Here is a 25,445-nt window from a genome sequence, read left to right as displayed (position 1 = left end):
TGACTCCTCACCCACCAGAGAGGTGACACCCCCGATGGCCGATCACCAAGGCGCGGCCGGTCCGGCCGTCACCCGACTGACCGTCCTGCACGATCCCGGCTGCCCGCTCTGCCGCGGCCTGACCGGGTGGCTGCGGGGACAGCCCCAGCTCGTGCCACTGGAGTTCGTCGCGGTGGCATCCGCCGAGGCGTACGCACGTTACCCACAGCTCGACCACGACGCCTCGCTCGGCGAGATCACCGTGGTCGCGGATACCGGCGAGGTCTGGCGTGGTCCGCACGCCTTCGTCGCCTGCCTCTGGGCACTGGCCGAACACCGGCCGCTCGCCCAGCGGCTGAGTACCCCGGCCGGCCTGCCGCTCGCCCGAGCGGCGGCCTTCGCGGCGAGCAAGTACCGCGCCGCGACAGGGGTCGGCCCGGCGGACCGATCAGGCCGGGCGGTACCGGGTGCGGAGGGGGCACCCGGTACCGCCCGGCCGGACCCGGCCGACCCGGCGCACCCCGCCGACCCGGCGTACCCGGCCGACCACGCCGGACCTGCGGGATGTAGCGATGGGGCCTGCCAGTTCCCCGGCTAGGCTCGACCATCGTGGACGACGCAGTGGCAGCAAGCACCGACAGCGACGAAGCCCCCAGCATCGGAACCCCTCACCCCGGGGGCCCGGGACCCGGCGGCTCATCGACCCACGTCCGGTCCGGTACTCCCGCCTACCCCCACCGAGGAAGGACCAGGGTCCGCCAGGCCCTGGCCCGGTAGGGTCAGCCAACGTGGACAAGCCGACCGACAGCGACCGCCCCGCGACCGGCACCCCGACGGCGCCCGAGCTGCCCGGCGGCCGGGCGCAACCCAAGACCGGCAAGAGCGAGCAGACGCGCGCATTGATCCTTGAAACCGCCATGCGACTGTTCAAGGAACGCGGCTACGACAAGACGACAATGCGCGCAATTTCCGCCGAAGCCGGAGTTTCGGTCGGGAATGCATATTATTATTTTGCATCAAAGGAATTCTTGATTCAAGGATTCTATGATCAGATGACGTACCAGCATGCCACCGACGCCCGGGCCAGGATGGTCGGGGTCAAGGACTTCGCGGAGCGTCTGGAGATCGCCCTCGCCTCCTGGGTCGACTGCGCGGCGGAGTACCACGAGTTCGCGTCACAGTTCTTCCGGACGGCCGCCGACCCGACGAGCTCGCTCAGCCCGTTCTCCAACGAGTCGCATCCCGCACGGGCCACCGCCGTCGAGCTGTTCCGCGAGGTGCTGACGGGCTCGGAGCTCGCCCCCAAGCTGGACGCCGAGCTGGCCGAGCTGCTGCCCGACATCCTCTGGCTCTACCTCATGGTCGTGGTGCTCTACTGGGTCTTCGACCGCACCCCGGACACCGAGCGGACCCGCGAGTTCGTCCACCGCTCGACACCGATGGCCGCCCGGGTGATCAACCTCTCCCGCTACCGGGTGTTCCGCCCGATAGTCAGGGACGCCAAGGGGCTGATCCAGGATTTCATCCTCCCGACCATCGGGCGTACCCAGAAGTCCTGACGAACCCCGACATCCCGTCAGAATTCGTCGGGGTTCCACGCCTTCAGCGGCGTCCGCAACAGCGCGTCGAGCGCAGCGACCGCGCCCGCCCGCCGTTCGGTCACGAGCGACGCCGCCGCGAGCCGCGCGGCCGACTCGGCGCCGAGGTACAGCGTGCCGAGCGCGGACGCCGACAGGGCGAGGTCAGCGTCGTCGGCGGTCGGGACCGCGCGTCCCGTACCGTCGGCGTCGGCCTCCAGGGCCCAACGGCCCGCGGCGTGCCCACCGCCGCCCGGGTCGGAGACGTCCAGGACGACCCGCCCCGCGCTCGCGTACGTCCGGGCGCCGAAGGCCGCCGGGACGTCCAGGACCCGCAGCCACATGAGGTCGAAGTTCTCCTCGCACGGAATCGCCGCGCGGGGGTTCTGCAGGAGCAGCGGCAGCGGGTCGTCCGGCCCGATGTTCTGGACGAGCACCCGGCGGACCCAGTCGACCGAGAAGAGGTACTGCCAGAGCGTGTTGGCGGTGGGCTGGTCGATGGCCAGGAAGTCCTGCACGGTCAACCGGCAGTTCGGGTTGCTGTGGTCCCAGGTGTCCTCGATCGCGTAGCGGACCAGTCCGGTGACCGTGCCCTCGGCGGTGCGGTGGACGGCCGCGAACGGCTCCTTCCACTCGGAGGCGGGCGGGCGGACCGCACCGGTGATGAGCTTCCAGGAGCTCTCGTCGCGGGCGATGGCTCCCGGGCGCGTGCGTCGCCACCGCTCGTGGAACTCGGGTCCGAGCTTGCCCAGTTCGTCCATGTCGATCAGCTCGATCCGTCCGCCGGTCGCCTGCGGCAGGCCCGCGCGCAGGCCGCCGGCGTGACCGAGGTCGATCTCCCACCCGTGCATCCGGGTCGCCGGGCCGAAGCCGTAGCGCCCGTAGATGCCGTACTCGGCGGCGACCAGGATCGCGACGGCCTCGCCGCGCTCGCGCGAGGCGGCGAGGTCCTGGTTCATCATCCGGGTGAGCAGACCACGCCTGCGGTGCGTCTGGGTGGTGGTGACCGTCGTGATCGCGGAGGCCGGTAGCAGCGCGCCGCCGGGCACGGTCAGTTCGGTGGGGAAGCTGCGGTACGTGGCGACGCAGCGGCCACCGTCGAAGGCGCCGAGCGTGCGTCCCGGGACGTGCCGCAACCGGCGGTACTCGAGCGCCTCGGGCGTGCCGGACCGCATGAAGCCGACGGCGACCGCCGCCCCCCACGCACCCAGGTCCGCCTCACCGACGGTCCGGATCTCGATGCCACCGACCGCCTCGACACCTGGCGCCCCGCCCGGCCCGACGTGGCCCTCGGGCGCGTGCAGAGTGGCTTCCCCCGGCGTCGTTTCACCGCTCTGCGGCGTATCGGTACTCATCTGACCACGCTACGGCGGCCGGACAGGTCCAGCACCCGATTTTCGCGCCCGCCACCTCACCCGCCTGGCCACGCCCCACCCCTGACCTTGCGCGCAGAGCCTGCCCAGAGCGTGCCCAGACCCCGCCCACGCCCTCGGCCGTCACTTGAGATGGCTCTGCATACCGGGTATACATACGAGGTATGCAGGCCGTTTGGGACGGCCGGCCGCCGGGACCCGAGCAAGCGGTCCCCTACGCGGCAGTGCCCCCGCACCGCCATGCCGAAAACCAGCAGGACACCAGCAAGACCGCAAGTACGACCACCAGCAAGACCGCGAGTACGACCCGTAATAAGAGGGGGGACCTTGTCCACAACCGAACCCACCAGGAGCACGCCGAAGGCCGTGCTGTCCCTGGAGCAGGCCAGCCGGGTGCACGGTCAGGGCGCCACCGAGGTGCACGCCCTGCGCAGTGTCGATCTGCGGGTCTACCCGGGAGAGTTCGTCGCCGTGATGGGACCCTCCGGCTCCGGCAAGTCCACGCTGCTCACGTTGGCCGGCGGGCTGGACAGCCCCACCAGCGGGAAGGTCGTGGTGGAGGGCCGATCGCTAGGCGGGTTGTCCCGGCGCATGCTCGCCGAGACCCGCCGCCAGGCGATCGGGTACGTCTTCCAGGACTACAACCTGATCCCGGCGCTGACCGCCGCCGAGAACATCATGCTGCCGCGCGAGCTGGACGGGATATCCACCCGCACCGCCCGTCCCGAGGCACTGGCAGCGCTGGAGGAGGTCGGCATCGCGGAGCTGGCCGACCGCTTCCCCGACGACATGTCCGGCGGTCAGCAGCAGCGGGTGGCGATCGCCCGCGCGCTGATCGGCGACCGCCGTCTGGTCCTCGCCGACGAGCCCACCGGCGCGCTGGACTCCACCACCGGCGAAGCCGTCCTGGCCGTGCTGCGGGCCCGCTGCGACGCGGGCGCGGCGGCCATGATGGTCACCCACGAGGCCCGGCACGCCGCCTGGGCGGACCGGGTGGTCTTCCTGCGCGACGGCCGGATCGTCGACGAGACAGGCCGCCGTGACCCCGAGACGCTGCTCGCCATCGCGGCCGAGCTGGCCACCCGGCTGGACGTGGTGAAGTGAACCTCAGCTCCTGGCAGGTGGCCCTGCGCATCGCCCGCCGTGACGCCCTGCGAGCCAAGGGCCGCAGCGCGCTCATCGTCGCGATGGTCGCGCTGCCCGTCCTCGGCGTGGCCGGTGCCGACGTGGTCTACCGCAGCGCCCAACTCGAACCGCGCGAGCGGATCGAGCGCCTGATGGGGACCTCGGACGCGCTGGTCACCGCCTTCTCGCCGGGCCACACCGTCCAGCAGGCGCCGATCGTCAGCGACGGCTCCAGCATCCTCAACGACGTCGCCGGCAAACCGCCCACGCCCGAGGAGGTGAGGAGCGCGAGCACCGACCCGGCCGAGCTGGCCACCAGCCTGCTGCCGCCCGGCAGTCGGCTGGCCTCAGCGCAACCCGGCCCGGAGGCGAGCGCCCGCTCCCGCGACGGCCTGCTGCGCACCGCGACGAGCGAGGCCGATCTCACCGACCCGCTCTGGACGGGCCGGATCGACGTCATCCAGGGCCACGCCCCGAGCGCCCCCTCCGAGTTGGCCGTCACGCAGGCGTTCCTCGACCAGTCGGGACTGAGCCTGGGGGCCACCACGACCGTCAAGGGCCTGGACAACCGCACGTACACGCTGACCGCCGTCGCGGAGTACCCGGGAGACCTGTCGAAGGTGGAGATCATCGGCCGCCCGGGCGAGTTGGTCGCCCCGCTGGCCGCCCTGCCGACGCCGGACACCACGAAGTCGTCGGAGACGGACTCCACCGCCAACCCGCCGACCTGGCTGGTGCGGCTGCCCGCCGGCAGCCGGCTCGACTGGGCCAAGGTGCAGGAGTTCAACCGCTACGGGTTCACCGTCACCTCGCGCAGCGTGGCACTCGACCCGCCCGCCCGCTCGGCGGTCCCCTACTACCGCAGCGCGATCGTCCGCCTGGACACCGGCACCGACAGTTCCAGCAAGGTCGTGGTGGCCACCGCCGCCGGGATGGCGCTGCTGGAGACCGCGCTGCTGGCCGGACCCGCGTTCGCCGTCGGCGCCCGCCGCTCGCGTCGCCAACTCGCCCTTCTCGCCGCGGGCGGCGGCGACCGCTCCCAGGTGCGGGCGGTGGTTCTGGGCGCAGGCGTGGTGCTCGGTCTGACCGGCGCCGTCGGGGGCGTGCTGGTCGGGACCGGCGTGGTCGCGGCGCTGCGACCGTGGATCGAGCAGACGGCCGGCAGCCGCTTCGGCCACTTCAACCTGCACCCGCTCGACCTGCTCGCGATCGCCGCGGTCGGCCTCGCCACCGCGCTGCTTGCCGCCGTCCTGCCCGCGATCCAGGCGGCCCGCGAGGACGTCGTCACCGCGCTGAACGGACGGGTCACCGCGAAGGCGGCGAGTCGCCGGATCGCCGCGCTGGGCTTGGTCCTGGTGGCCGCTGGTGCGCTGGCCGCACTGCTCGGCGCGGGCAGCAGCAGTGGCCTGCCGGTCGTCGGCGGCTACGACGCGCAGACTCTCGCCGTCCTCGGCGGTTCGGTCACCGCCGAACTCGGCATGCTCGTCTGCACCCCCGCCCTGATCGGCCTGTTGGGCCGGCTGGCCCGGCACCTCCCGCTCGGCCCGCGCCTCGCCCTGCGTGACGCGGCCCGCCAGCGCGGACGCACCGCCCCGGCCGTCGCCGCCGTGCTGGCCGCCGTGGCCGGTGCCGTCGCCGTCGGTGTCTACACCACCAGCAGCGACGCCCAGGCACGCAGCGAGTACCGCGCCCAGGCGCCCAGCGGCGCGGTCACCCTACTCGTCTCCGCCCGAGCCCCGCTGGCACCGGTGCGCAGCGCGATCGAGCAGGGCATGCCGGACCTGGGTGCACGCGCCGACGTCGGCCAGGTCACCTACACCTTCTGCCCGAACTGCAGCAGCAACGTCTCGTTCCTGCCCGCGCAGGGTGGTCCGGGCGGCTCCGGCCCCTCGCAGTTCGCCAACTCCTCGGCGCTGACCGGCGACGCGACGGCGCTGCACAACTTCTTCGGCGTGCACGATCCCGCTGCCGAGGCCGCTCTGGCCGCCGGCAAGGCCGTCGTCTTCAAGCCCGGCTACGTCAAGGACGGCAAGGCCGTCTTCCAGCTGCGCGGCGCGGCCGGCGGCCCGCCGTTGCAGCCGGGCCAGACACCGCAGACCGACAACAAGCAGCTCAGCCTGGACGCCGTCTTCGTCGACGATGCCGTCGCCGCCGGTTACGGCACCGGCCTGGTCAGCGCCGACACGGTCCAGCGGCTGGGCCTGAGCAGCACCCCGATGGCCGAGGTGTGGCTGCCCGCCGTACCGCCCACGGCCAAGGCGGAGCAGCAGACGGCGGCCGCCGTCGGCCACATCGACTCCTTCGCCTCCCTCAGCGTCGAGCGCGGCTACCAGCCCACGAGCGACCTGGTCACCCTCGCCCTGAGCGGTTTCGCCGCCCTGGTCGTGGTGGGTGCCGCCGCCATCGCCACCGGCCTGGCCGCCGCCGACTCCCGCAACGACCAGGTCACCCTGGCCGCCGTCGGCGCCCCGCCGCGGATCCGCCGGGTGCTGTCGGGCCTGCAGTGCGGGCTCATCGCCACCGTCGGCGCCGCACTCGGGACGGTCTGCGGGTTCGTCCCCGCCGTCGCCCTGCGCCGGGCACGCGACGTCGCGCTGAACGGCGCCTCCTCCCCGATCACCGTGCCCTGGACCCTGATCCTGCTCACCGTGGTGGTCCTCCCGATAGTCGCGGCCCTGCTGGCCACCGCCACCACCCGCTCCCGCCTCCCCCTCACCCGCCGCCCCGGCTGACACCCGCCGCGCGCAGCCACCGAACGCGGTGGCTGCGCGCGGTGGTCCGCCCGGGACCGGGCCCCGGATTGCCGTCCTGCGGCGCGCCGGTCCGTACGCGTGGGGCCGAGGCACGGAAGGCTGGCGCCATGCGGAAACTGATCTACGGCATGAACCTGACCCTGGACGGCTACATCGCCGCGCCCGGCGACGACATCGGCTGGAGCGTGCCGAGCGACGAGCTGTTCCAGTTCTGGTCCGACCAGTTGCAGGCGACCGACCTGTCGCTGTACGGCGGCAAGCTGTGGCAGACGATGAGTTCCTACTGGCCGAACGCCGACCAGCAGCCCAACGCCACCCCGGCGCACATCGAGTTCGCGCGCCGCTGGCGGGACATGTCGAAGGTGGTGTTCTCCTCGACGATCGACACGGTCGACTGGAACACCCGCCTGGTCACCGGCAACGCGCTCGCCGAGATCACCCGGCTCAAGGCCGAGGACGGCGGCCCGATGGACATCGGCGGCGCGACCCTCGCCGGGGCGGCCATGCGCGCCGGGCTGATCGACGAGTACGTGCTCGCCACCGCGCCGGTCCTGGTGGGCGGCGGCACGCCGTTCTTCACCGCGTTGGACAGCTGGGTGAACCTGAACCTGGTTCAGACGCGGACGCTTCCCTGCGGCGTGATCCTGACCAGGTACGAGACGAGACGCTGAGCGCTCGTCACCAGCTCCAGGTTCTCAGCCCCGTGGTCTTCACCGGTGGCGGGTCGGTTCATGGAGGGAGGCCACTTCGGGGTGTCGGAGTTCCGGCACTGTGACAGGACGGCTGCAGCCTGTTGCTGTACCTCGATCGCCTCCTCGAGCCGGTGCTCGCCCCCACCGATCCGCCGGGACTCCCCCGATTCGATGGCCCGTCGCAGCGGCTTGATTGGACACCCTCCTTCTCGTCTCCGCAGGCGCCCCTTGGACCACACCACCAGGAGGAACCAGTGTCATACCCACAAGTGCTCACCCCCGCAGAGAAGCTCGCCGACGCGAAGAAGCTGTTGAGCCTCCCGCGTATCGTCGTGATCTGCGGCTCCACCCGCTTCATGACCGAGATGAACGAGGCCGATCTGCGGGAGACCAAAGCCGGAATGATTGTCGTCAAACCGGGCTGTGACATGAAGTCGCCGCACGAACTCTGGTCCGATCCTGTCGAGGCCGAGGCGCTGAAGGTTCGACTCGACGATCTGCACCGGGCGAAGATCCGGCTCGCTGATGAAGTGCTCGTAGTCGGCGACTACGTCGGAGACAGCACCCGAGCCGAAATCCTCTACGCCCGGTCGCTGGGCAAGCCCGTGCGGTTCACGCACCCCGAAGTCGACCCTGGCGCCTGACCGCCCGCTGCCACTTCGACAACCAGGGCCGGCAGCCCGCTGCCTGACCGCCTCGCGGTGGCTTCGGCCGCCGCCCACCCCGGCTACGGGCGGGCGTAGAAGTCGGGGCGGCCCATGATCCACAGGCTGGCCTGTTTGATGGCCATGCCGGGGCGGGGAGCTTCGATCATCTGGTCGTCGCCGAGGTAGATGGCGACGTGGTAGATGTCGGCGGCGCGGCCGGTGTGGGTCCAGAAGATCAGGTCGCCGGGGCGCAGGTGGGGGTAGTCGACGGGGGTGGACTCGGTGTACTGGTCGGCGGCGAAGTGGGTCAGGCGTTTGCCGCTCTGGTGCCAGGCGAGCATGGTCAGGCCGGAGCAGTCGTAGCCCTCGGGGCCCTCGCCGCCCCAGATGTACGGCAGGCCGAGCTTGGAGCGGGCGAAGTCGACGGCGCTTGCTGCGGCCTGCGCCGACCAGGCGGGGTCGTGGGCGGGCTGCGCGGGGACGGGCTCCTCGACGGGGGCGGGGTGGCGGGCGGCGTCGGCGGCGGCCTGGGCGGCTGCGGCGGCTTTGGCGGCCTCCTCCGCCTGCCGGGCGGCGATCGCCTCCAGCGCTTCCTGGCGTTTGCGCTCCAGTTCCACCGTGCTGCTGCGGGCGGTGGCGAGTTCACCGAGCAGGCGCTCGCGCCGCTTGGTCAGCTCGGCGACCAGGATCTGCTGGGCCGTCAGCCGGGACTGCGCCTGTGCCTTGGCCTCCTCGACCGCCTTGGCGGCGCGCGCGGCCCGGTCGGCGGCGGCGCTCGCGGCCCGGTTCGCCTCGGTGGCGGCAGCGGCGGTGGAGGTCGCGGCGTCCAGGATCTGCCGGGTACTGGTTCCGGCCGCGCCGACCGCCACGGCCTGATCGGTGAACGCCTGCGGGCCGCCCGCGCCGAGCAGGGCGTCGACGGCGGCGAGCTCGGGGGTGCCGCCGTGGCGGTAGCTGGCCGCGGCGAGGGCGGCTGCGTCCTGGGCCGCGGCGGCCCGGGCGGCCTGCGCCTCGGCGCAGCGGCGAGCCGCGTCGGCGGCGTCGGTCCGGGCCTTGGCGAGCCGGACTTGGGCGCCGTCGTAGGCCTCGACGGCCTGCTCGGCGATCCGGCCGGCCTGGTCGAGTTCGGCCTGGGCGCCGGCGAGCTGCGTCTGTGCGGCGGTGGCCGCCGCGGATCTGCGATCGGCGTCCGCCTTCGCGCGGGCGATCGTGCCGGTCGACGGGTAGGCCTCGTCGGCGGCCTCGCCCGCGGGGTCGTCGGCGGCCCGGGCGGCGTGTGCCATGCGGGTCGGAACGGTGCCGGCGGTGGCGGTGGCGGGTGCGAGGGCGGGCCCGACGACGGTGGTCAGTGCCAGCAGTAGGGCGGGGAGGAGCCTGCGTGCCATGAGAGATGCCTCTCCGTCTGACGATCAGCCAAATATCCCATGACGTGACAAGTCGGTCACTCGACGTAATATTCTCAAACATGACGAACCGTCAACGCCAACCCCATGCCGCCGACCGGGTGAGATCCGGGACAGGAAGTCAGGAGTTCAGGAGTTCAGGACGTAGGGACGTCAGATCGTCGGACGGACGGCATGCGGCGGGTCAGGACCGGCGGCGCGGCGCCCGGGTCCCGTAGGGGCGGGCCCGGCCGGCCTGGACGGTGCGGCGGCGCTGCTCGGGTCCGCGCTCGGCGGCCTGCGCCGTACGGGCGTCCAGGTGGGCGGTGGCCCGGGCCGCCATCCGTTCGGCGACCCGGTGGGTGGCCGCGTGGTGCGCGGGGACCTTGTCGGGGGCGCCGGCGATCAGGTCGAAGACCCATCGGCGGACCAGGTCCGCCCGCCGGTGCAGCAGTCGTTCACGGCGCAGCGCGCGGGCCCGGCGGCGCGGCCGGTCCGCGTACCGCCAGCGCGCCCAGGGGCTGGACGGCCGGGCCAGCCGGACGGCGCCGAGCCAGGAGAGGCCGGGCACCATGATGCCGAGCAGCCCGGTCCAGAGCTTGCCCTTCACCAGCGCGACGATCGACATCACCGCGTTCGCCGCGATCAGCGCGACCGGACCCCAGCGGCCGAACCAGTCGGACGACGACTGCCCGGGCACCACACCGAGCGGGACGTAGCCGGTCAGCAGCAGCGCCGTCACCAGGATGCCGAGGATCACCGCGTCCACCGACTTGCGGCCCTGCTCGCTCCAGTAGACGTCCTCCAGGTGCAGGATCAGCGCGAACTCGTCGAGCACCAGCCCGCAGCCCACCCCGAAGAGCAGTCCGAACCAGTCGATCCAGGGGTGCCCGCCGCTGGTCGCGAAGACGCCGATGCCGGCCACCAGCAGGCAGCCGATGCCGAAGACCATGTGGTGGATGTGCAGCCCGCCGGGCGTGAAGTTGCCCGGCCACCAGCGGACCTGGGCCCGGATCAGCCGCACGCTGACCCGGATCAGGACGAAGGAGCTGATGAACCCGACCAGCAGGAGGAACAGCGGCTGCTTGTGCGGCGCCACGATGTGGTCGCGGTAGCTCTCCACCAGGTCGGGAAGGTGCATGGGTGGTACGTCCTAGCGTTGGTACAGCGGACACTGGCTCTAACGTCCGGTCAGAAGCCGCGGGTACGTTTCGCCGCGCGGCGGGGCGCGGCGAGGTAGGGCGCGAGGCGGCCCTCCGCGCCGAGTCCGGGGACCTTCATGAAGAGCCGGGCCACCTCGCCGCCGAGGTTCACCCCGATCGCCAGGGCCATGGCCAGGGCCGCCGCCCGGCTGATCGAGACCAGTCCGGCCGAGGAGTGGCCCTGGGCGAAGGCGAGCATGCCGAGGTAGAGCGCCGAACCGGGCATCAGCGGTCCGAGGGCGGCGGTCATGTACGGCAGTGCGGAGGCCGAGCGGTAGCGCGCCATCAGCTGGCCGAAGAGGCCGACCACGCCTGCCGCTATGCCGGTGGCCAGGATCGGCGAGATGTTGGCGTTGTAGGCCAGCACGCCGTAGACCGACCAGCCGATGCCGCTGTTCAGGGTGACCATCGCCAGGGTGCGGCGGTCGGTCTGCAGCAGCATCGCGAAGGCCAGCGTGAGGAACATCGCGGCGAGCAGTTGGACCGGCGGGTTGTAGTTGCCGATCAACGTCTCGTCGGGTCTCAGGTGCGCGTCGAAGCTGACTCCGACGTAGAGGATCAGCATCACGCCGATCACGATGCCGGCCACCAGGTAGACGACTTCCAGCAGCCGGGCCGCGGCGGTGATGTAGAAGCCGGTCAGACCGTCCTGGACGGCCGCGACCAGCGCGCGTCCGGGCAGCAGGGCGAACAGGCCACCGGTGATCGCCACCGAGCCGCGCAGCCCGGACTCGTGCAGCGAGAGCACGATGCCGCTGGCGGCGGCGGGCATCGCGGCCAGCACGAACTGGTAGAACTCCGGCAACCCGCGGCTGGCCACCAGCGAGGCCAGCCGGTCGCCGACCACGGCGCCGATGAAGGCGTTGACGAAGACCAGCCAGGCCTTGGCGTCGATCTGGCCGCCGACCAGGAAGGTGGCCGCGCCGGCCAGCAGGCCGGTGGTCAGCGAGATCAGCCAGACCGGGTAGGGGTGGCGATTGCGGCGGATCACGGCGAGCCGGCGGTAGGCGTCGTTGACCGTGATCTTCTCGGCCGTGATGTCGGCGACCATCCGGTAGACCGCGGCGAGGCGGGTGTAGTCGGAGGTGCGGCGGCGGACCACCCGGGCGGCGGTGACCGGCGGCTCGACAAGCGAGGGCTGGTAGGAGATCGAGATCAGGGTGAAGGTGACCTGCGGCTCGCAGCGGTCCAGCTCGTAGGCGTGCGTGACGCCGAGCATCGCGGCCTCGACGTCCTCGGCGCTCTCGCCGCTGGCGAGCAGCAGTTCGCCGATCCGCAGGGTGAGGTCGAGGATCCGCGGCACGTTCCTGGCGGTGGCCTCGGGCTTCGGCTCGCGCGGGGTGCGTTCGAAGGCGGGGCGTTCGGACATCGGGGTGCGCAGCAGGGTGCGCATCCGGTCCGGCCAGGGGCCGGCTCCGGGGGCGCCGGCGCGCAGGCTGGGGACGGCCAGGCCGGTGGGCGGGCTGTAGCCGACGGCGCGCCAGACCTCGGGGGTCAGCGTGTCGTCGGAGCCGGCGCCGAGCAGGTCGAGCCGCTCGGTGGTCTCGGCCGGGTGCCCGAGCAGGCCGGCGGTCTCCACCGGCGGCGGCGCGAACGGGATGATCTGCACCTGGTCGGCAGGCGGGACGGGGTGGCCGAGCAGGCCCTCGGTCGGCGGCGCGTCGGCCGGCAGGACCGGGGTCGGGACCGCGTCCTCGGGGGTGACGTCGTCAGCGGCGGGCACATCGGGGTCGTCGGGGAGGCGGGCGGGGAGCGGGACGGCCTGCACCGGATCGTCGGCCGGCGCCGGGACGGCCGGCCTGCCGGGCCGACTCCTGGCGTTCTTCCCGCCGTGCGCCCTGCCACTGCCGCCCGGTCGGCCCCGCTTAGGCACTGCCGCTCCTCACCACCCCGGGGTGGACCCGCCACCGCTCATGATCTTCGCCTCCACCTTGCCTGACCGCGACCCCGGACGCACATGTACGGGTCGGCGGAGGCCGGTGGCGAACATCGACCGGACGGACTGTCCGGAAACCAGACAATACGGCTGTCGAGCCCGACCATGTCACCCCGCGCGGTGCCGCCCGCCCGAGCCGCTCCGTTCCACCGGACGCCCGGCCCGCGAAGCAACCGGGTCGGCGACCGGTTCGGCGACCTGCCCGGGGCCCGGCCCGGCCGCTCCCCGCAGGGCCTTCGCCGCCGCCCTACGGCCGCGCAGCAGCTCGAATCCGACCGGCACCACCGAGACCAGCACGATGGCCACCAGGATCAGGTCGATGTGGTCCCGGACGAACGCCACCTGGCCGAGGAAGTACCCGAGCAACGTCACCCCGCCGCCCCAGAGCACGCCGCCGACCGCGTTGAAGATCACGAAGGTCCGGTAGTCCATCCTCCCGACCCCGGCGACGATCGGCACGAACGTCCGCACGATCGGCACGAAACGGGCCAGCACGATGGCCTTCGGCCCGTGCCGCTCGAAGAAGGCACTCGCCTTCTCGACGTTCTCCTGCCGGAAGAGCCGGGAGTTGCCGCGCCGCAGCAGGCTCGGCCCGACCCGCCGTCCGAAGAGGTAGCCGACCTGGTCCCCCGCGATCGCGGCGGCGACCACCAGCAGACAGACCAGCCAGAGCGGCTGGGTGAGGTACTGGCCGTGGGCCACCAGCAGGCCGGTGGTGAAGAGCAGCGAGTCGCCGGGCAGGAAGAACCCGATCAGCAGGCCCGACTCCGCGAACACCACGGCCAGGATGCCGATCAGCTGGAAACTGGAGATCAGCGACGTCGGATCGAGCCAGGACGGGCCGAGGGCGAGGGTGGTCACGGTGGGCGCACTCCGGGGTGGTCTCGGGCCTCGCGGCAGCACCTCGCACGCCAAGGCTTGACCATTCGATGGTAAAGCACTGGCAAAGTGAGCGAGGTGCTCAGAGCCCGTAGCGCTCGATGACCTCCTCGTGCGGGGCCGGGTCCGCCCCGGCCGCCTTGGCCAGGTCGAGCCAGGAGAGCGGGTGCGCCCAGCTGCCCGTCAGCTCGTGCAGCAGCGCGTCCGCCTCGGCGGCGGAGGCCGTCGGCGGCACCCCGAGCGCCGCGTAGATCCCGGGCAGCTCGCCGCCGTCCGCCTCGCCCGAACCGTCCGGGTCGGTGATCAGGTACTGGCTGCCGCTGTACGCCCAGACGCCGTAGCCGGCCTCGCCCAGCGCGGAGCGGAACTCGCCCCAGGCCTCCGGTCCGGGCCAGCCGCCGTCCAGCCAGTACGTCGTGTACCCGGCCGGGTCGAGCAGGGTGAGCAGCTCGAAGGTCGGCCGCCAGCGCTCCCGCTCCTCCTGCGAGGCGTCCTCGGCCGGCGGGCTCTCCAGCAGGGCGGGGCCGAAGACCACCACGTCCCGGTGGTTGAGCGGGACGTCCTCGCCCAGCACCGGCAGGATCCGCGCGGTGGCCGGGCCGGTGCGGACGGCCGGCAGGTCGGTGGTCGCGCCGTTGGTGCGCCGCGAGCGGACGGTGACGAGCTGCCACTCCTCCTCGACCGGGCCCTCCGACTGGTCGAACTCGATGCCCAGCCGGGCACCGGCGGCACGCACCGCGGGCCAGTCGCGGTTGGCGGTGGCGGCGGTCAGCAGATGCCAGAGGTCGGACTCCTGGACGGTCCGGTACAGCTCCTCGGGCGGGGTGCCCTCGACCGGCAGGGCGTACTCCAGCAGCGCCTCGAAGAACCGCTGGGCCGCGGCGTGGTCGCCGAGCTCGGTGGCGGCGGCCGCGGCCAGCCGGCGCGGATTGATCCGGTCGGGCTCCAGGACGAGCAGCGCCTCGCAGCTCTCGACGGCCTGGGCCCAGCGGCTCTCGGCGATCGCCCAGCGGGCCCGGACCCAGTGCGCGTCGCCCGGGCTGCGCTCGGCCAACAGGTCGGCCAGCCGGCGGATGCCGTCGTCGTCGCGGGCCTCGATCAGCACCGAGCCGAGCATGCCGGTCAGCTGCTGGTGGCCCGGGTCCTGCTCCAGGCGGGCCCAGAGCAGCTCGGCGGAGGCGTGCTCGTGGCCGAGCGAGGCGAGCAGCCCGGCCAGCCGCAGCAGCAGGTCGGTGGCCGGGGCCGGGTCGGCGGCGGCCTGCCCGCCGACCAGCGCCCAGGCGGCGGTCAGCAGGTCGGCGTCACCCTCCGGGTCCTGGTCGCCGGTTTCGGGGCGGGCGTCCAGCCAGTCCAGCAACTCGTCGGCCGGCACCGGCAGTTCGGGGGAACCCAGGGCCAGCGCATCGGCCCGCAGGGCGGCCAGGCGCTCGGCCACCCCGTCCGTCCGGCGCAGGCCGGACAGCTTGCGCTCACCGGTGGCGACCAGCGCGAGGGCCACCGTACCGGCCCCCCGGCGGACCGCCAACCGGCCGGCCACCAGGGCCAGTTCCAGGCACGGGCGGTGCGAACCGGCGGCGTCCAGGTAGGAGACCCAGCCGGCCAGCCGGACGCCCAGGCGGACGTCGTCGGGGTACTGGCCGGCCGCGACCAGGAGTTCCACCGCGTCGGCCCAGCGGTGCCGGACGTCCGCAAACGCGTCGGCCTCCTCGGCCGGCGGCAGCTGCTCAAGCGCCTGCTCCCAGCGGCCGAGCGCGGCCAGCGCCCGGGCCCGGTGGACGGCGAGTTTGCGGCGGTCGTCGTCGTCCAGGACGTTGCGGGCGGCGACGTAGGCCTGCTCGGCGGTGTCCAGCGTGCTCAGCACGTCCTCGTAGCGGCCGAGCCGGTAGAGGGCGGAGGCACGGGCGTGCCCGAAGGCCAGCGAGACGCGCTCGCCGGCCGCCTGGATCCGGCTCTGCGCGCGGTCCAGGTGGGCGAGTGCGGCCTCGGCGCGGCCGTCGTCCTCCAGCGTGTCGGCGTACTCGCGGGAGAGGCAGTCGAAGCAGGCCCGGGCCGGCTCCACGCGCTCCAGCGCCTCCTCCAGCACCGCGAGCCGCTCGGGGACGTAGCCCGGGCCGTCGATGTTGGCGTGGCAGATCGTGAAGTCCTGCACCGCGCAGACCGACTGCGGGCAGCCGGCGGTCTCCTCGCGGTGCGCGAACTCCAGCAGTGAGACCGCCTCGGCCATCGCCTCCTCGCCCTGGTGACGCTTGTTCAGCAGGTTCTGCAGCCGCCAGTGCCGCAGGAAGACCTCGGCCCAGGGCAGGCCGAGCGCGCGGGCCGAGGCCAGCGCCTCGGGGAACATCGCGTCGAGCTGGTCGTTGCGCCCGTCGACGGCGTGGCCGGCGATCTCGGCCAGTGCGGTGGCCAGCCGGTGCTGGCCGTCCTCGACCAGCCGGGCGTGCGTGTCGTGGACCCAGCCCCAGACGTCCGTGGTCATCGGGCGTCCTCCCCTCGTTCGTCGTTCCCGAGCAGTGTGCCGAGCTCCACTGACAGCGCCTCGGTCGGCGCGGTGAGTGCCGCGACCGCCGTGCCCACTCCGGCCAGCGCGGCCGTGAGGTCGCCGGCCGCGGATCCGGCCGCCGCGGCCATGATCACCTTGAGCGAGCGCAGCAGGCCCGCCGCCGTGGCGCTGCCGGTGTGGCCCGAGCGGTAGGCCGCCAGCAGGTCGCGAACGGCCGGCGAGGCGGTGTTGAGGTAGAGCCGGGCCTTGACCGTGCCGTCGGTACGGGCGGTGAAGGCGCGGGCCAGCCGCAGGGCGGCCGACGGGATCCGGGCGTCGGCCGCGTCGTCCTCGATCCTGGCCTTCAGCTCGGCCTCGCGGTCGGGCACCAGCACCAGCGGCAGGCCGGGCGGGTCGAACCTGGCCGGCACCAGCTGCTCGCCCGGGTCGGCCAGCGCGGCGGCCAGCCAGGCCGTCTCCTCGGCGGGCAGCGGGGTCTGCGGGTCGCGGAACAGCTCGCGGTTGCCGCTCTCGGCGCCCAGTTCGATGATCCGGCAGTCCCGCAACTGGGCGTAGCGGCGCAGGAAGGGCAGCACCGCGTAGCGGTCGCCGCGCGCGATCGGGACCTGCATGGCCCGGTAGAGCATCTCCTCGAACCCGCCGCCCGAGCCGAGCGCGACGTGCACGGCGCCGTTGCCCGCGGCGCGCAGCGCACCCGCCGTCAGGTCGCCCTGCGAGGTGGGAACCGGGACGTCGTCGGCGAGGAGGGTGAAGAGCCGGTCGTCGCAGAGCGCCGCGCCCAGCAGGTCCTGCCCGTGCCGGGCCAGGATCCGGCGCCAGGCGCTCGGGTACAACCTGGCCGTCTCGTACAGGCCGTTGACGATCGCGTCGGTCAACTCCTGTTGCAGCGCCCGGTAGTGCTCGTCGCGCTGGAGGTCCTCGCGGCTGGCGGTCGGGGTGAGCCGGGCGGACTCGACCACGCCGCCGATGAAACCGGCCCAACTGGGCAGCAGGTCACGGGCGTCGTCGGCCAGGAGCATGCCGCGCAGGTAGACGGCCAGGTCGCGGTTGTCGCTGCTGCCGTAGGTGCCGCCGTCCTGCACCCAGAGCAGGCCGACGCTGTCGGCGCCCTCGTCGGCCGGGTTGAGCGGGAAGGCGGTGAGCGGCTCGAAGCGGCGGCCGAAGGCGGCCGCGAAGTCCATCCGGGCCGCGTACAGACCGGTCGACGGGACGGGCTCGCGCCACGGCACCGGGATCGCGTTGACCGGCTTCTCGTCGTCGCCGACGTAGACCGGCACGCTCAGCAGGACGCAGTAGCGGCCCAGGACCTCGCGCAGCGCGTGCTCGTCGGCGAGCTGCGCGTGCTCGGCCTTCAGGGCCAACTCGACGACGGTGCCCGGGGTGCGGCGCGGCGCGACCGGCTCGACGCTGTACTGCTCGCCGCCGCGGCTGCGGTAGCGGTGGCCCTGCCCGGGCTCGCGGTGCGAGGTGGTGGTGACGGTGACCTCGTCGGCCACCGAGAAGGCGGAGAGGAAGCCGAGGCCGAAGGCCCCGATCAGCTCCTCGTTGCCGGTCACCTCGCGCAGCAGCCGGGTGTAGCCGGTGCCGACGGTGGCCAGGTAGGCGTGGATCTCCGGCTCGGTCAGGCCGGCCCCGGTGTCCTCGATCGACACCGTCCGGGCGCCGGCGCGCACCCGGATCTCGGGGGTGTGGGCGGCCGCGCCGTCCGGGTCCTCCAGCCGCCTGCGGGTGTGCGAGTCGTGCGCGTTCTGCACGAGTTCGCGCAGGGCGACCAGCGGGGTGGAGTAGAGGTGCGTGGCGAGGACGCTGACCAGGCCGCCGAGGTCGACCTCGGTGGTGCGCAGGTTCTGCGGCGCGCCCGGTGTGCCGCCCGGGGTGCGGTCTGGCTCGTGACCATCAGACATGAGGCCCCAGTCTGCCAGTACGACAAACCTGGGACCAGCGCTTTCCCCAGGCGCCCACCGACCGGGTCACGGGCTTCCCTGGGCGGGGTCGCGCAAACCTCGCCGGCGGGCGTTCTCACCCATTTGACACCATTGAGCGAATCGCCCTGGAATCCATGGAGTTCGGCCGATCCGCTGGGGGATGCTGCTGGTGCGACGTCAGACAACGGCGCGGCCGGGGCGGCCACCCCGGGAGCGCCACACTCGCAGCCTTTCGGCAGAACTAGGGAGACCATCGTGTCCCGTACCCGTGCACTCACCGCCCTCACCGCCCTCGGTGCCTTCCTCGTCATCGGCATCGGCAGCGCCCAGGCCGACAACGGCGCCGGATCCGACAACGGATCCAACAGCAGCGTCGTCAGCAACTGGGGCTCCGGCAATGTGGTCGGCAGCGTGACCGGCAACGGCAACGCCTCGCAGCAGACCGCCACCGGCTCCGGCGGCAGCAACCAGAACAACACCACCGCCGTCGCCGGCAACTCCGGCGGCGTGGGCGCCCTGCAGGGCAACCTCAACTTCCGCCACACGGTGCACTACCCGCTGATCGCCTCCTGAGCCGACGCCGGCTTCACCGAGGGGCGGGCCTGACCAGGTCCGCCCTTCGGCGCGCCCGCGGGGGTGGCGGACCGACGGACCAGCAGCAGCACGATCACCCCGCCCACCAGACCCATCGCACCGGCCACCAGGAAGGTCTGCCGCAGCCCGGCGGCGAACACCTCGTGCACCAGCTGCGACACCGCGGCCCGGTGCTCGGGAGCCGTGCGGGCGATCACGGCTGCCGCCCGGCCGCCGGTGAGCGCGTCCGCGGTGGTCTTCGGGTCCGTCAGCGCGCCGGCCGAGGCGCGCAGCTCGGCCAGCACCTTGTCCTGGAAGACCGCGCCCAGCACCGCGATGCCCAGCGCGTTGCCCAGCTGGCGCGCCGTGTTGACGGCACCGGCCGCCATCCCGCCGCGCTCGACCGGTACCGCGGCCATCGCGGCGGCGGCCAACGACGGCGTCGCCAGACCCACCCCGACACCGGTCAGCGCCAGGCCGGGCAGCAGGGCCGTCCAACTCGACCCCGCACCGACGGTGGACTGCAACAGCGCGCCCGCGCCGATCAGCAGCATGCCGATCCCGATGGTCAGCCGGGGCGAGGCCCCGTGCAGCAGCCGGCCGGCCGCCGCCGAGACCACGAAGGCCGCGATGCTCATCGGCAGGAAGGCCAGACCGGCGGTCACCGGCCCCATCCCGCGCACCGACTGCAGCCAGAGCGAGGCGTAGACCAGGTAGGAGAAGGCAGCGCCGGAGAGCAGCAGACCGCCGAGCATGATGCCGACGAAGGACGAGCTGCGGAAGAGCGCCAGGTCCAGCATCGGACGGCTGCTGCGCCGCTCCACCAGCACGAACGCCAGCAGGGCGAGCGCCCCGAGTGCGAACAGGCCCAGCGTGGTGGCGGAGGTCCAGCCGTTGTCGCCGACCCGGATCAGCGCGTAGGTGACCGCGCCGGCCGCCAGCGTGAAGGTGGCCATGCCGGGCAGGTCGACGCCCTTGGCGTGCGGGTTGCGCGACTCGGCGACGTACCGCACGGTCACGAACACGGCCAGCGCGCTGACCGGCAGGTTGACGTAGAAGATCCAGCGCCAGTCGAGGTGCTGGGTGAGCAGGCCGCCCAGCACCGGGCCGGCCGCCGCCGCCGCGCCGTTCACCGCGCCCCAGACGCCGAACGCGATCCCGCGGTCCCTGCCCTGGTAGGAGCTGCTCAGCAGGGCCATCGTGGTGGCGTACATGGCCGCGCCGCCGATGCCCTGCAGACCGCGGCAGGCGATCAGCACGGCCGGGCCGGTCGCCAGCCCGCAGGCCAGCGAGGCGACGGCGAACAGCACCAGTCCGGCCAGGTAGACCTTGCGCCGCCCGGCCAGGTCGGCCAGCGACCCGGCACCGAGCAGCAGGGCCGCCAGCGCGAGGGCGTAGATGTCCATCACCCACTGCAGGTCGGCGAAGGACGTGTGCAGGCTCCTGGCCATGTCCGGCAGGGCGACGGTCACGATGGTGACGTCCACCAGCAGCATGAACGCCCCCAGGCACACCGCGGTCAGCGGCAGCCATTTGCGCATCGGACTTCTCCTTCTCGTTCGTCATGGCTCTTTGTCGTCCCCTCGAAGATCGCACCGGACCGGTTGACTTCTCCATCCACACCACCACTGATGCCGGATTCCGACATACGATGGGAAGGAGATGACTGAAACCACGCAGAGTATGCAGAGCCCGCAGCTCGACGACCTCGACCACCAGCTGGTGCAGTCCCTGCTGATCGACGGCCGGGCCGCCTTCAGCAAGATCGCCGCCGTCCTCGACGTCTCGGACCAGACGGTGATCCGCCGCTACCGCCGGCTGCGCACCGCCGGGCTGATCCGGGTGGTCGGCCTGCCGGTCGGCCACCGGGTCGGACTGCTGGAGTCCTGGCTTCGCGTGCAGTGCACCCCGGACGCCGCCGTGGCCGTCGCGGACGCGCTGGCCCGCCGCCCGGACATCGCCTGGGTCACCCTCAACTCCGGTGGCACCGAGGTCAACTGCGTCACCCGGGCGCGCACCCGGGAGGACCGCGACGCCCTGCTGCTGCACAAGCTCCCGCGCACCCGGCGGGTCACCGCGGTGACCGCGCACACCGTGCTGCGGACCTTCGTCGGCGGCCCCTCGCGCTGGCTGGGCCTGAACCAGCTGACCCCGCTCCAGGTGGCCGCCCTGGAACGTCCCGTCCAGCCCGGCCACGGCCAGGTCCAGCTGGACGGGACCGACCTCGCGCTCTTCGCGGCGCTGGCCCGCGACGGCCGGCTCGGCTACCCGGAACTGGCCCGCGCCACCGGACTCTCGGAGTCCACCGCCCGCCGCCGGGTGGAGCACCTCCACGACGCCGGTGCGCTCTTCTTCGACGTCGAGATCGATCCGGCGCTGCTCGGCTTCCCCACCCAGGCCACCCTGTGGGCCACGGTCGCCCCCGCCGGCCTCGCCGCCGCGGGCGCCGCGCTGGCCGCCCACCCGGGCGTGCCGTTCGCCGCCGCCGTGACCGGCTCGGCCAACCTGGTGGCCGTCGTGCTGTGCCGCGACACCGACGAACTCTACGAGTTCCTCACCAACAAACTCGGTTCGCTGCCCGCGATCCAGCACGTCGAGCTCACGCCGGTGATCCGCACGGTCAAGCGGGCCGGCCTGCTGACCGACGGACACCGGCTGGTCGATCCGGTGGAGTAGGCCGGGCAGCGGACAGACCTGGGCCCCGTCCGGTCAGGTGCCGACCGGACGGGGCCCAGGGGTTCGCGGGGTGGTGGCCCAGTGGCCCAGTGGCCTAGTTGTCGGTGAAGTAGCCGAACAGGTCGGTGATCACGTGGGTGTGCCCGGCCAGGTTGTAGACGGAGTAGGCGCCGTTGGCGTCGAGCCCGGTGAAGACGTGGTTGGCGACCGTCACCCCCGGCACCAGGTTGAGGTTGCTGGTCCCCGGGGTGCCCGTGCCATCGGCCCGGACCGCCAGGTAGCTCGCCGTGTCGGGCTCGGTGGCGGTCACGTTGAGCACTACCGCCGTCGCGTTCGCCGGGACGCCGCCCGGGACGGCCGCGCCGACCTTGAGCCAGGCGCCCGGCCCGAGCTTGGTCCCGGCACCGGTGCGGGTATCCGCCAGCCGGATCGGGGCGACGGGGGTGAAGAGCCCCTTACCCTCCGGGCTGTAGTAGCCGAAGAGGTCGGCGATCACCTGGGTGTGGCCGGCGAAGTTGTAGACCGCCACCTTGCCGTCGGCGCCGATCGGCACGATGGCCTGGTTCGGCACGGTCTGGCCCCGGCTGAAGTTGACATTGCTCGTGCCCGGACGGGCCGTGCCGTCCGCGTAGGCGGAGAGGAAGCCGTCGCTGTCGGGCGCGGTGGCGGTCAGGTTGAGGACGGCCGCCGTCGCGTCGACCGGCACCCCGTTCACCCCGGCCACCTGCACGGTGGTGACGGCGCCCGGCCCGAGCGCCGCGCCGGAGCCCGTACGGGTGTCGAGCAGGCGGGTGGGGGCCGTGGTGGTGAACTTGTCGGCGGTGGCGGGCGCGTAGTAGCCGAAGAGGTCGACGACGACGTCCACCGAGCCGCTGTTGTTGCGGACCCAGACGTAGTCGCCCGGGCTGACGGCCACGGTGGCCAGGTTGGCGACCGTCTGCCCCGGGAGGAGGTTCAGCGTCGAGGTGCCGGAGTTGTCGGTTGGCGCCACGTCGATGTGCGTCGAATCGGTCGCGCCGGTCGCGGTGACGTTCAGCACCACCGCGGTGGCGGAGGCGGGCACCGGAAGCGCGACCAGGGTCGCGCTGCCCGCCCCGAGGCGGGCGGTGGCGGTGGTGCGGGTGTCCAGCAACCGGGTGGGCGCGACCGGGACGTAGCCCGCGGGCCGCAGCGCGACCTGGACGTCCTGCTGGACGGTCACCGTGTGGCCGCCCTCGTCGGAGGCGGTCAGGGTGGCCGTGTAGCCGCCGGCCCTCTGGTAGGTGTGGTCGACGCCGGCGCCGGTGCCCGTGGTGCCGTCACCGAAGGTCCACTGGTAGCTGTTGACGATCCAGGGACTCGTGGCGTTCGCCGCGAAGTGGTAGCCGAGCGGTGCCGCTCCGGGAGTCACGGCCACGGTCGCTGCCAGCGATCCCGGATCGGTCACCCGGACCGGGGAGGGCGTGCTCGCCACGCTCGCCGTCAGCGATCCGCCGACCCCGTCCGTGACGGTGACCGAGGGCCGGTAGCCACCGGTGGTCAGGTAGGTGTGGGTGACCTGAGGGTTGGTGCTGATGACCGGTGCACTGCCGTCACCGAAGTCGAAGGCGTAAGTCAGGCTGGTGTTCCAGCGGTTGACCGCCGACGCCTGCATCGACACCACCAGCGGAGCGGGGCCCTGGGTGGGAAGGTACGGGCCCTGCAACTCCAGCGACGCCGAGGTCAGACCCAGGAACTCGACGGCCCCGCGGTCGCGGAAGCTCCCGCCCGGGCCGTTGGCCACGGTCGGGTCGTCGGCGGCCTTGTTGCCGAGCAGGTCAGTGTCGAGGATGCCGGGCGCCTGCGGGTCGGCGGAGTCGATCGCCGCGGAACCGTCCTTGAGGAGGGCGACGCGCGTGCCGACGCGGCTGTCGAACTGCACGGCCTCGTCGAGGTCGTGAGCCCCCTGACCGGTGGCGCTCTGCAGCGCCGCCACCGAGCTGTAGCCCGTACCGGCCCAGCTGTACGAGGTCTGACCGGCGGCGGGGTGGACGATGTTGTAGTCCACCCTGCTCTGCGCGACGGAGTCGGCGGAGAGCGAGATCAGGTTCCCCGAAGCGCCGGCCGGGCAGTAGTTGTCCAGGCTGCCGACGATGACGTTGTTCTCCACCGACGATCCCGTCGACGCGCCGGTCAGGGACACGCCTCCGTTGCACTGGTAACGCATCGTGTTGTTGGTGACGGCCGTCCCGGGAGCATCGTCCGCGGTGACCGGGACACCGATAGCCGAGTCGATCTCGTTGGTGCTGATCACCGTGGACTGCGCCCCCGCCGAGACGGCCACGCCGTAGACAGTCTCCATCCGGTTCCGCGTGATCGACACGTGGTCGCTGTGCCCCGAGACCGCCACGGAGGTGGGCAGGGGGGACGGGGTGGGCGACGGCAGCTGGGCGGCGACCCAGTTGTTGTCGATGGTGATCCGACTGGAGTCGACCACCGTGACCGGCACCGCCGACCCGAAGTCGAATCCGCTGAACGTGACGTCGTGCACGCCGTTGATGCGCAGCGCGTGCCCGAGCGGTGCTCCGCCGGTCGTAGTGCCACCCGAGATCAGGGCCCCCGCATAGCCGCCCGGAGTTCCGCTGCCGGTGAAGGTGATCGGCTGCTCAGGCGTCCCCGAGCGGGTGAGGTCGACCTCCTCGGGGTAGCCGAACCTGCTCTCGGTCACCTGAACGGTCTGGCCGGGCTGGACGACCTTCGCGGCCGCCGAGATCGTGCAGTAGGGCTGCGCCTGCGTGCCGGTGCCCGCATCGCTGCACGCGGTGAGGGACGAGTTGTCGACGTACAGCGTGGTCACAGCGTCGGCGGCGGCCGGGAGCGCCGGCAGGCCGAGCAGGGTGATGGTGGTCGCGGCGGCGAGGCCGGCGACATGGCGAAGGCGCAAGACGGTGTTCCCCCGGATCGGCGTGCTGACAGCAGCGCAGTGTGACGGTGCAGGGTATGGCACCGCCACTCGTTTGATTCACTCAGCCCTCCAGCCCTCCAGCCCCAGTCCCAGCACCCTGCGCGCCAGGTGCGTCAGGCACGGGCCGAGGTCGGGCCGGCTAGCGTACGCCGGGTTGCGGACGGCGTCGTTGACCACCGCGAACATCGCGTGCACCCGGATCCGGGCCTCGGGGCTGTCGTAGGCGGGGCGGACCTGTTGGAGCAGGCCGACCCAGACGCGCAGGAAGTCGCGGCGGAAGTCCAGGGCGGCCTTGCGTTCGGGGGCGGCCAGCCGGTCGGTCTCGCTCACCATGGCGCCCAGGTAGTGGTGGTGGCGGCGGGCGAAGTCGATGTAGGCGTCGAGGCCGCACTCCAGCGCCTCGGCCGGGCCGGGAGCGGCGCCGAGTGCGGCGGAGACCTCGTGCCAGAGGCGTTCCCGGCAGCGGACCAGGGCGGCGGCCAACAGCTCGGCCTTGGTGGGGAAGTGGCGGTAGACGCTCGGTCCGGCGATCCCGACGGCGGCGCCCAGGCTGTCGACGGTGACGTTGTCGAAGCCGCGCTCGTGGAACAGCCGGACGGCCGCGGTCAGCAACTCCTCGCGCCGGCCCGCCGATCCGGCCTCGGCGCGTTCCACCGGACGCGCGGCGCCGGTGGTCGGATGGCCGTCGCAGGCGTCCGAGAAGAGCGCGAGCACCAGGTCGCGCACCAGCCGTTCGAAGCGACGCCGGGGCGGCGCGAAGGTGTGGTACGACAGGCTGGAGCATACCGAGAGCGCCGACCAGACCAGCAACTCGGCCTGCTCGTCAGCCAGTTCCGGCCGCGCGGCGCGCAGCAGCCCGACCGCCGTCCGGACGTCGGCGCGCAGCGTGCGGCGCAGCTCGGCCCGCTGGGCGGACGGCAGCAGCCGGGCGTCCCGCTGCCAGAGCGTCCCGAGTGCCCGTTGATCGACCGCGACACCCGCCAACGCACCGGCCAGCTCGTGCGGTTGACCCGCTCCCGCGACCGCGGCCGACAGCTCGTCGAGGCCGGAGCGGACGGCCTGGCGCAACAGTTCGGGCTTGCCCCGGTAGTGCCGGTAGAGCGCGGGCGCGGTGATCCCGACGGCCGCCGCCACCTCGGCCATCGCGACCTGGTGGTACCCGCTGCGGTGGAACTGCTCCGCGGCCACCGCGAGGATCTGCCCCCGGCGTCCCCGGGGGCGCCGGGCGGCTCCGCCTGCCGCCGCCTGCCCCGTCATCCGTGTACCTCCCCGGTTCCTCACCAGACCTGCCGGTTCTGCTAGC

18 protein-coding genes and 1 pseudogene are annotated in these 25,445 nt (G+C 72.9%); 9 read left to right on the top strand and 10 right to left on the bottom strand.

Annotated elements, in window-relative coordinates; all coding sequences use genetic code 11:
* The first annotated feature begins 34 nt into the window (after positions 1-34).
* The 3 genes and pseudogenes from BS80_RS23855 (at position 35) to BS80_RS23850 (ending at position 1,538) form a co-directional block, all read left to right on the top strand.
* On the top strand, positions 35-577 hold the full coding sequence (locus BS80_RS23855; RefSeq protein ID WP_063772040.1) for a thiol-disulfide oxidoreductase DCC family protein: 543 nt from the start codon (positions 35-37) through the stop codon (positions 575-577).
* Positions 552-1,001, top strand: a pseudogene (locus tag BS80_RS43605) (TetR/AcrR family transcriptional regulator); the annotation flags it as partial. The gene BS80_RS23855 and the pseudogene BS80_RS43605, both read left to right, overlap by 26 nt.
* A gap of 30 nt (positions 1,002-1,031) precedes the next feature.
* Positions 1,032-1,538, top strand: coding sequence for a TetR family transcriptional regulator C-terminal domain-containing protein (locus tag BS80_RS23850; RefSeq protein WP_232246648.1), 507 nt, complete (start codon positions 1,032-1,034; stop codon positions 1,536-1,538).
* Between the two features lie 17 nt (positions 1,539-1,555).
* Here the strand turns inward: BS80_RS23850 and BS80_RS23845 are convergent, their stop codons facing one another.
* Positions 1,556-2,911 carry a GNAT family N-acetyltransferase gene (locus BS80_RS23845; protein WP_083975133.1) on the bottom strand — a complete coding sequence of 452 codons (1,356 nt, stop codon included), beginning with the start codon at positions 2,909-2,911 and terminating at the stop codon, positions 1,556-1,558.
* A 345-nt stretch (positions 2,912-3,256) separates the two neighbouring features.
* On the opposite strand from BS80_RS23845, the gene BS80_RS23840 reads away from it, so the two are divergent.
* The 4 genes from BS80_RS23840 to BS80_RS23825 all read left to right on the top strand — a co-directional run bounded on the left by BS80_RS23840 (position 3,257) and on the right by BS80_RS23825 (position 8,143).
* Positions 3,257-4,033 carry an ABC transporter ATP-binding protein gene (locus tag BS80_RS23840; RefSeq protein WP_035800440.1) on the top strand — a complete coding sequence of 259 codons (777 nt, stop codon included), beginning with the start codon at positions 3,257-3,259 and terminating at the stop codon, positions 4,031-4,033.
* Entirely contained in the window at positions 4,030-6,786 is a 2,757-nt protein-coding gene (locus BS80_RS23835; protein ID WP_035800439.1) for an FtsX-like permease family protein, read from the top strand. Before BS80_RS23840 ends, BS80_RS23835 begins: the two co-directional genes overlap by 4 nt.
* A gap of 128 nt (positions 6,787-6,914) precedes the next feature.
* Positions 6,915-7,478, top strand: a complete 564-nt coding sequence (locus tag BS80_RS23830) for a dihydrofolate reductase family protein (RefSeq protein ID WP_035800436.1) — start codon at positions 6,915-6,917, stop codon at positions 7,476-7,478.
* Positions 7,479-7,753: 275 nt separating this feature from the next.
* Positions 7,754-8,143, top strand: a complete 390-nt coding sequence (locus tag BS80_RS23825; RefSeq protein ID WP_035800435.1) for a hypothetical protein — start codon at positions 7,754-7,756, stop codon at positions 8,141-8,143.
* A gap of 83 nt (positions 8,144-8,226) precedes the next feature.
* Here BS80_RS23825 and BS80_RS23820 read toward each other — a convergent pair whose 3' ends face one another.
* From BS80_RS23820 to BS80_RS23795, 6 genes are all read right to left on the bottom strand, one after another.
* Complete coding sequence (locus tag BS80_RS23820) at positions 8,227-9,531, bottom strand: C40 family peptidase (protein ID WP_035800433.1); 1,305 nt, start codon at positions 9,529-9,531, stop codon at positions 8,227-8,229.
* Between the two features lie 202 nt (positions 9,532-9,733).
* Positions 9,734-10,669: a hypothetical protein gene (locus BS80_RS23815; protein WP_232246588.1), complete on the bottom strand. Its 936-nt coding sequence runs from the start codon at positions 10,667-10,669 to the stop codon at positions 9,734-9,736.
* Positions 10,670-10,719: 50 nt separating this feature from the next.
* Complete coding sequence (locus tag BS80_RS23810) at positions 10,720-12,603, bottom strand: threonine/serine exporter family protein (RefSeq protein WP_083975129.1); 1,884 nt, start codon at positions 12,601-12,603, stop codon at positions 10,720-10,722.
* A 171-nt stretch (positions 12,604-12,774) separates the two neighbouring features.
* Positions 12,775-13,527: a DedA family protein gene (locus BS80_RS23805; RefSeq protein WP_035800431.1), complete on the bottom strand. Its 753-nt coding sequence runs from the start codon at positions 13,525-13,527 to the stop codon at positions 12,775-12,777.
* A 100-nt stretch (positions 13,528-13,627) separates the two neighbouring features.
* The gene (locus tag BS80_RS23800; RefSeq protein ID WP_035800428.1) at positions 13,628-16,021 is read right to left on the bottom strand and encodes a tetratricopeptide repeat protein; all 2,394 of its coding nucleotides are present in this window, start codon (positions 16,019-16,021) and stop codon (positions 13,628-13,630) included.
* Positions 16,018-17,949, bottom strand: coding sequence for an ATP-binding protein (locus BS80_RS23795; protein WP_051966976.1), 1,932 nt, complete (start codon positions 17,947-17,949; stop codon positions 16,018-16,020). Before BS80_RS23795 ends, BS80_RS23800 begins: the two co-directional genes overlap by 4 nt.
* A gap of 276 nt (positions 17,950-18,225) precedes the next feature.
* On the opposite strand from BS80_RS23795, the gene BS80_RS23790 reads away from it, so the two are divergent.
* On the top strand, positions 18,226-18,543 hold the full coding sequence (locus BS80_RS23790) for a hypothetical protein (RefSeq protein ID WP_035800426.1): 318 nt from the start codon (positions 18,226-18,228) through the stop codon (positions 18,541-18,543).
* Here BS80_RS23790 and BS80_RS23785 read toward each other — a convergent pair.
* Positions 18,522-20,084, bottom strand: a complete 1,563-nt coding sequence (locus BS80_RS23785; protein WP_051966975.1) for an MFS transporter — start codon at positions 20,082-20,084, stop codon at positions 18,522-18,524. The genes BS80_RS23790 and BS80_RS23785 overlap by 22 nt on opposite strands.
* 121 nt (positions 20,085-20,205) lie before the next feature.
* On the opposite strand from BS80_RS23785, the gene BS80_RS23780 reads away from it, so the two are divergent.
* Positions 20,206-21,219, top strand: coding sequence for an Lrp/AsnC family transcriptional regulator (locus BS80_RS23780; protein WP_232246587.1), 1,014 nt, complete (start codon positions 20,206-20,208; stop codon positions 21,217-21,219).
* Positions 21,220-21,313: 94 nt separating this feature from the next.
* Here BS80_RS23780 and BS80_RS23775 read toward each other — a convergent pair whose 3' ends face one another.
* Together BS80_RS23775 and BS80_RS23770 are read right to left on the bottom strand one after the other, a co-directional pair.
* On the bottom strand, positions 21,314-24,121 hold the full coding sequence (locus BS80_RS23775; protein ID WP_035800422.1) for a right-handed parallel beta-helix repeat-containing protein: 2,808 nt from the start codon (positions 24,119-24,121) through the stop codon (positions 21,314-21,316).
* A gap of 78 nt (positions 24,122-24,199) precedes the next feature.
* A complete protein-coding gene (locus tag BS80_RS23770) occupies positions 24,200-25,399 on the bottom strand; it encodes a TetR/AcrR family transcriptional regulator (protein WP_035800420.1) in 1,200 nt (399 codons plus the stop codon).
* Between the last annotated feature and the right edge of the window lie 46 nt (positions 25,400-25,445).

Source organism: Kitasatospora mediocidica KCTC 9733, from assembly GCF_000744225.1.
GTDB classification, from domain to species: Bacteria; Actinomycetota; Actinomycetes; order Streptomycetales; family Streptomycetaceae; genus Kitasatospora; species Kitasatospora mediocidica.
Note: the sequence above shows the minus strand (reverse complement) of the source record. Positions and strands in the feature narration are given on the sequence as shown.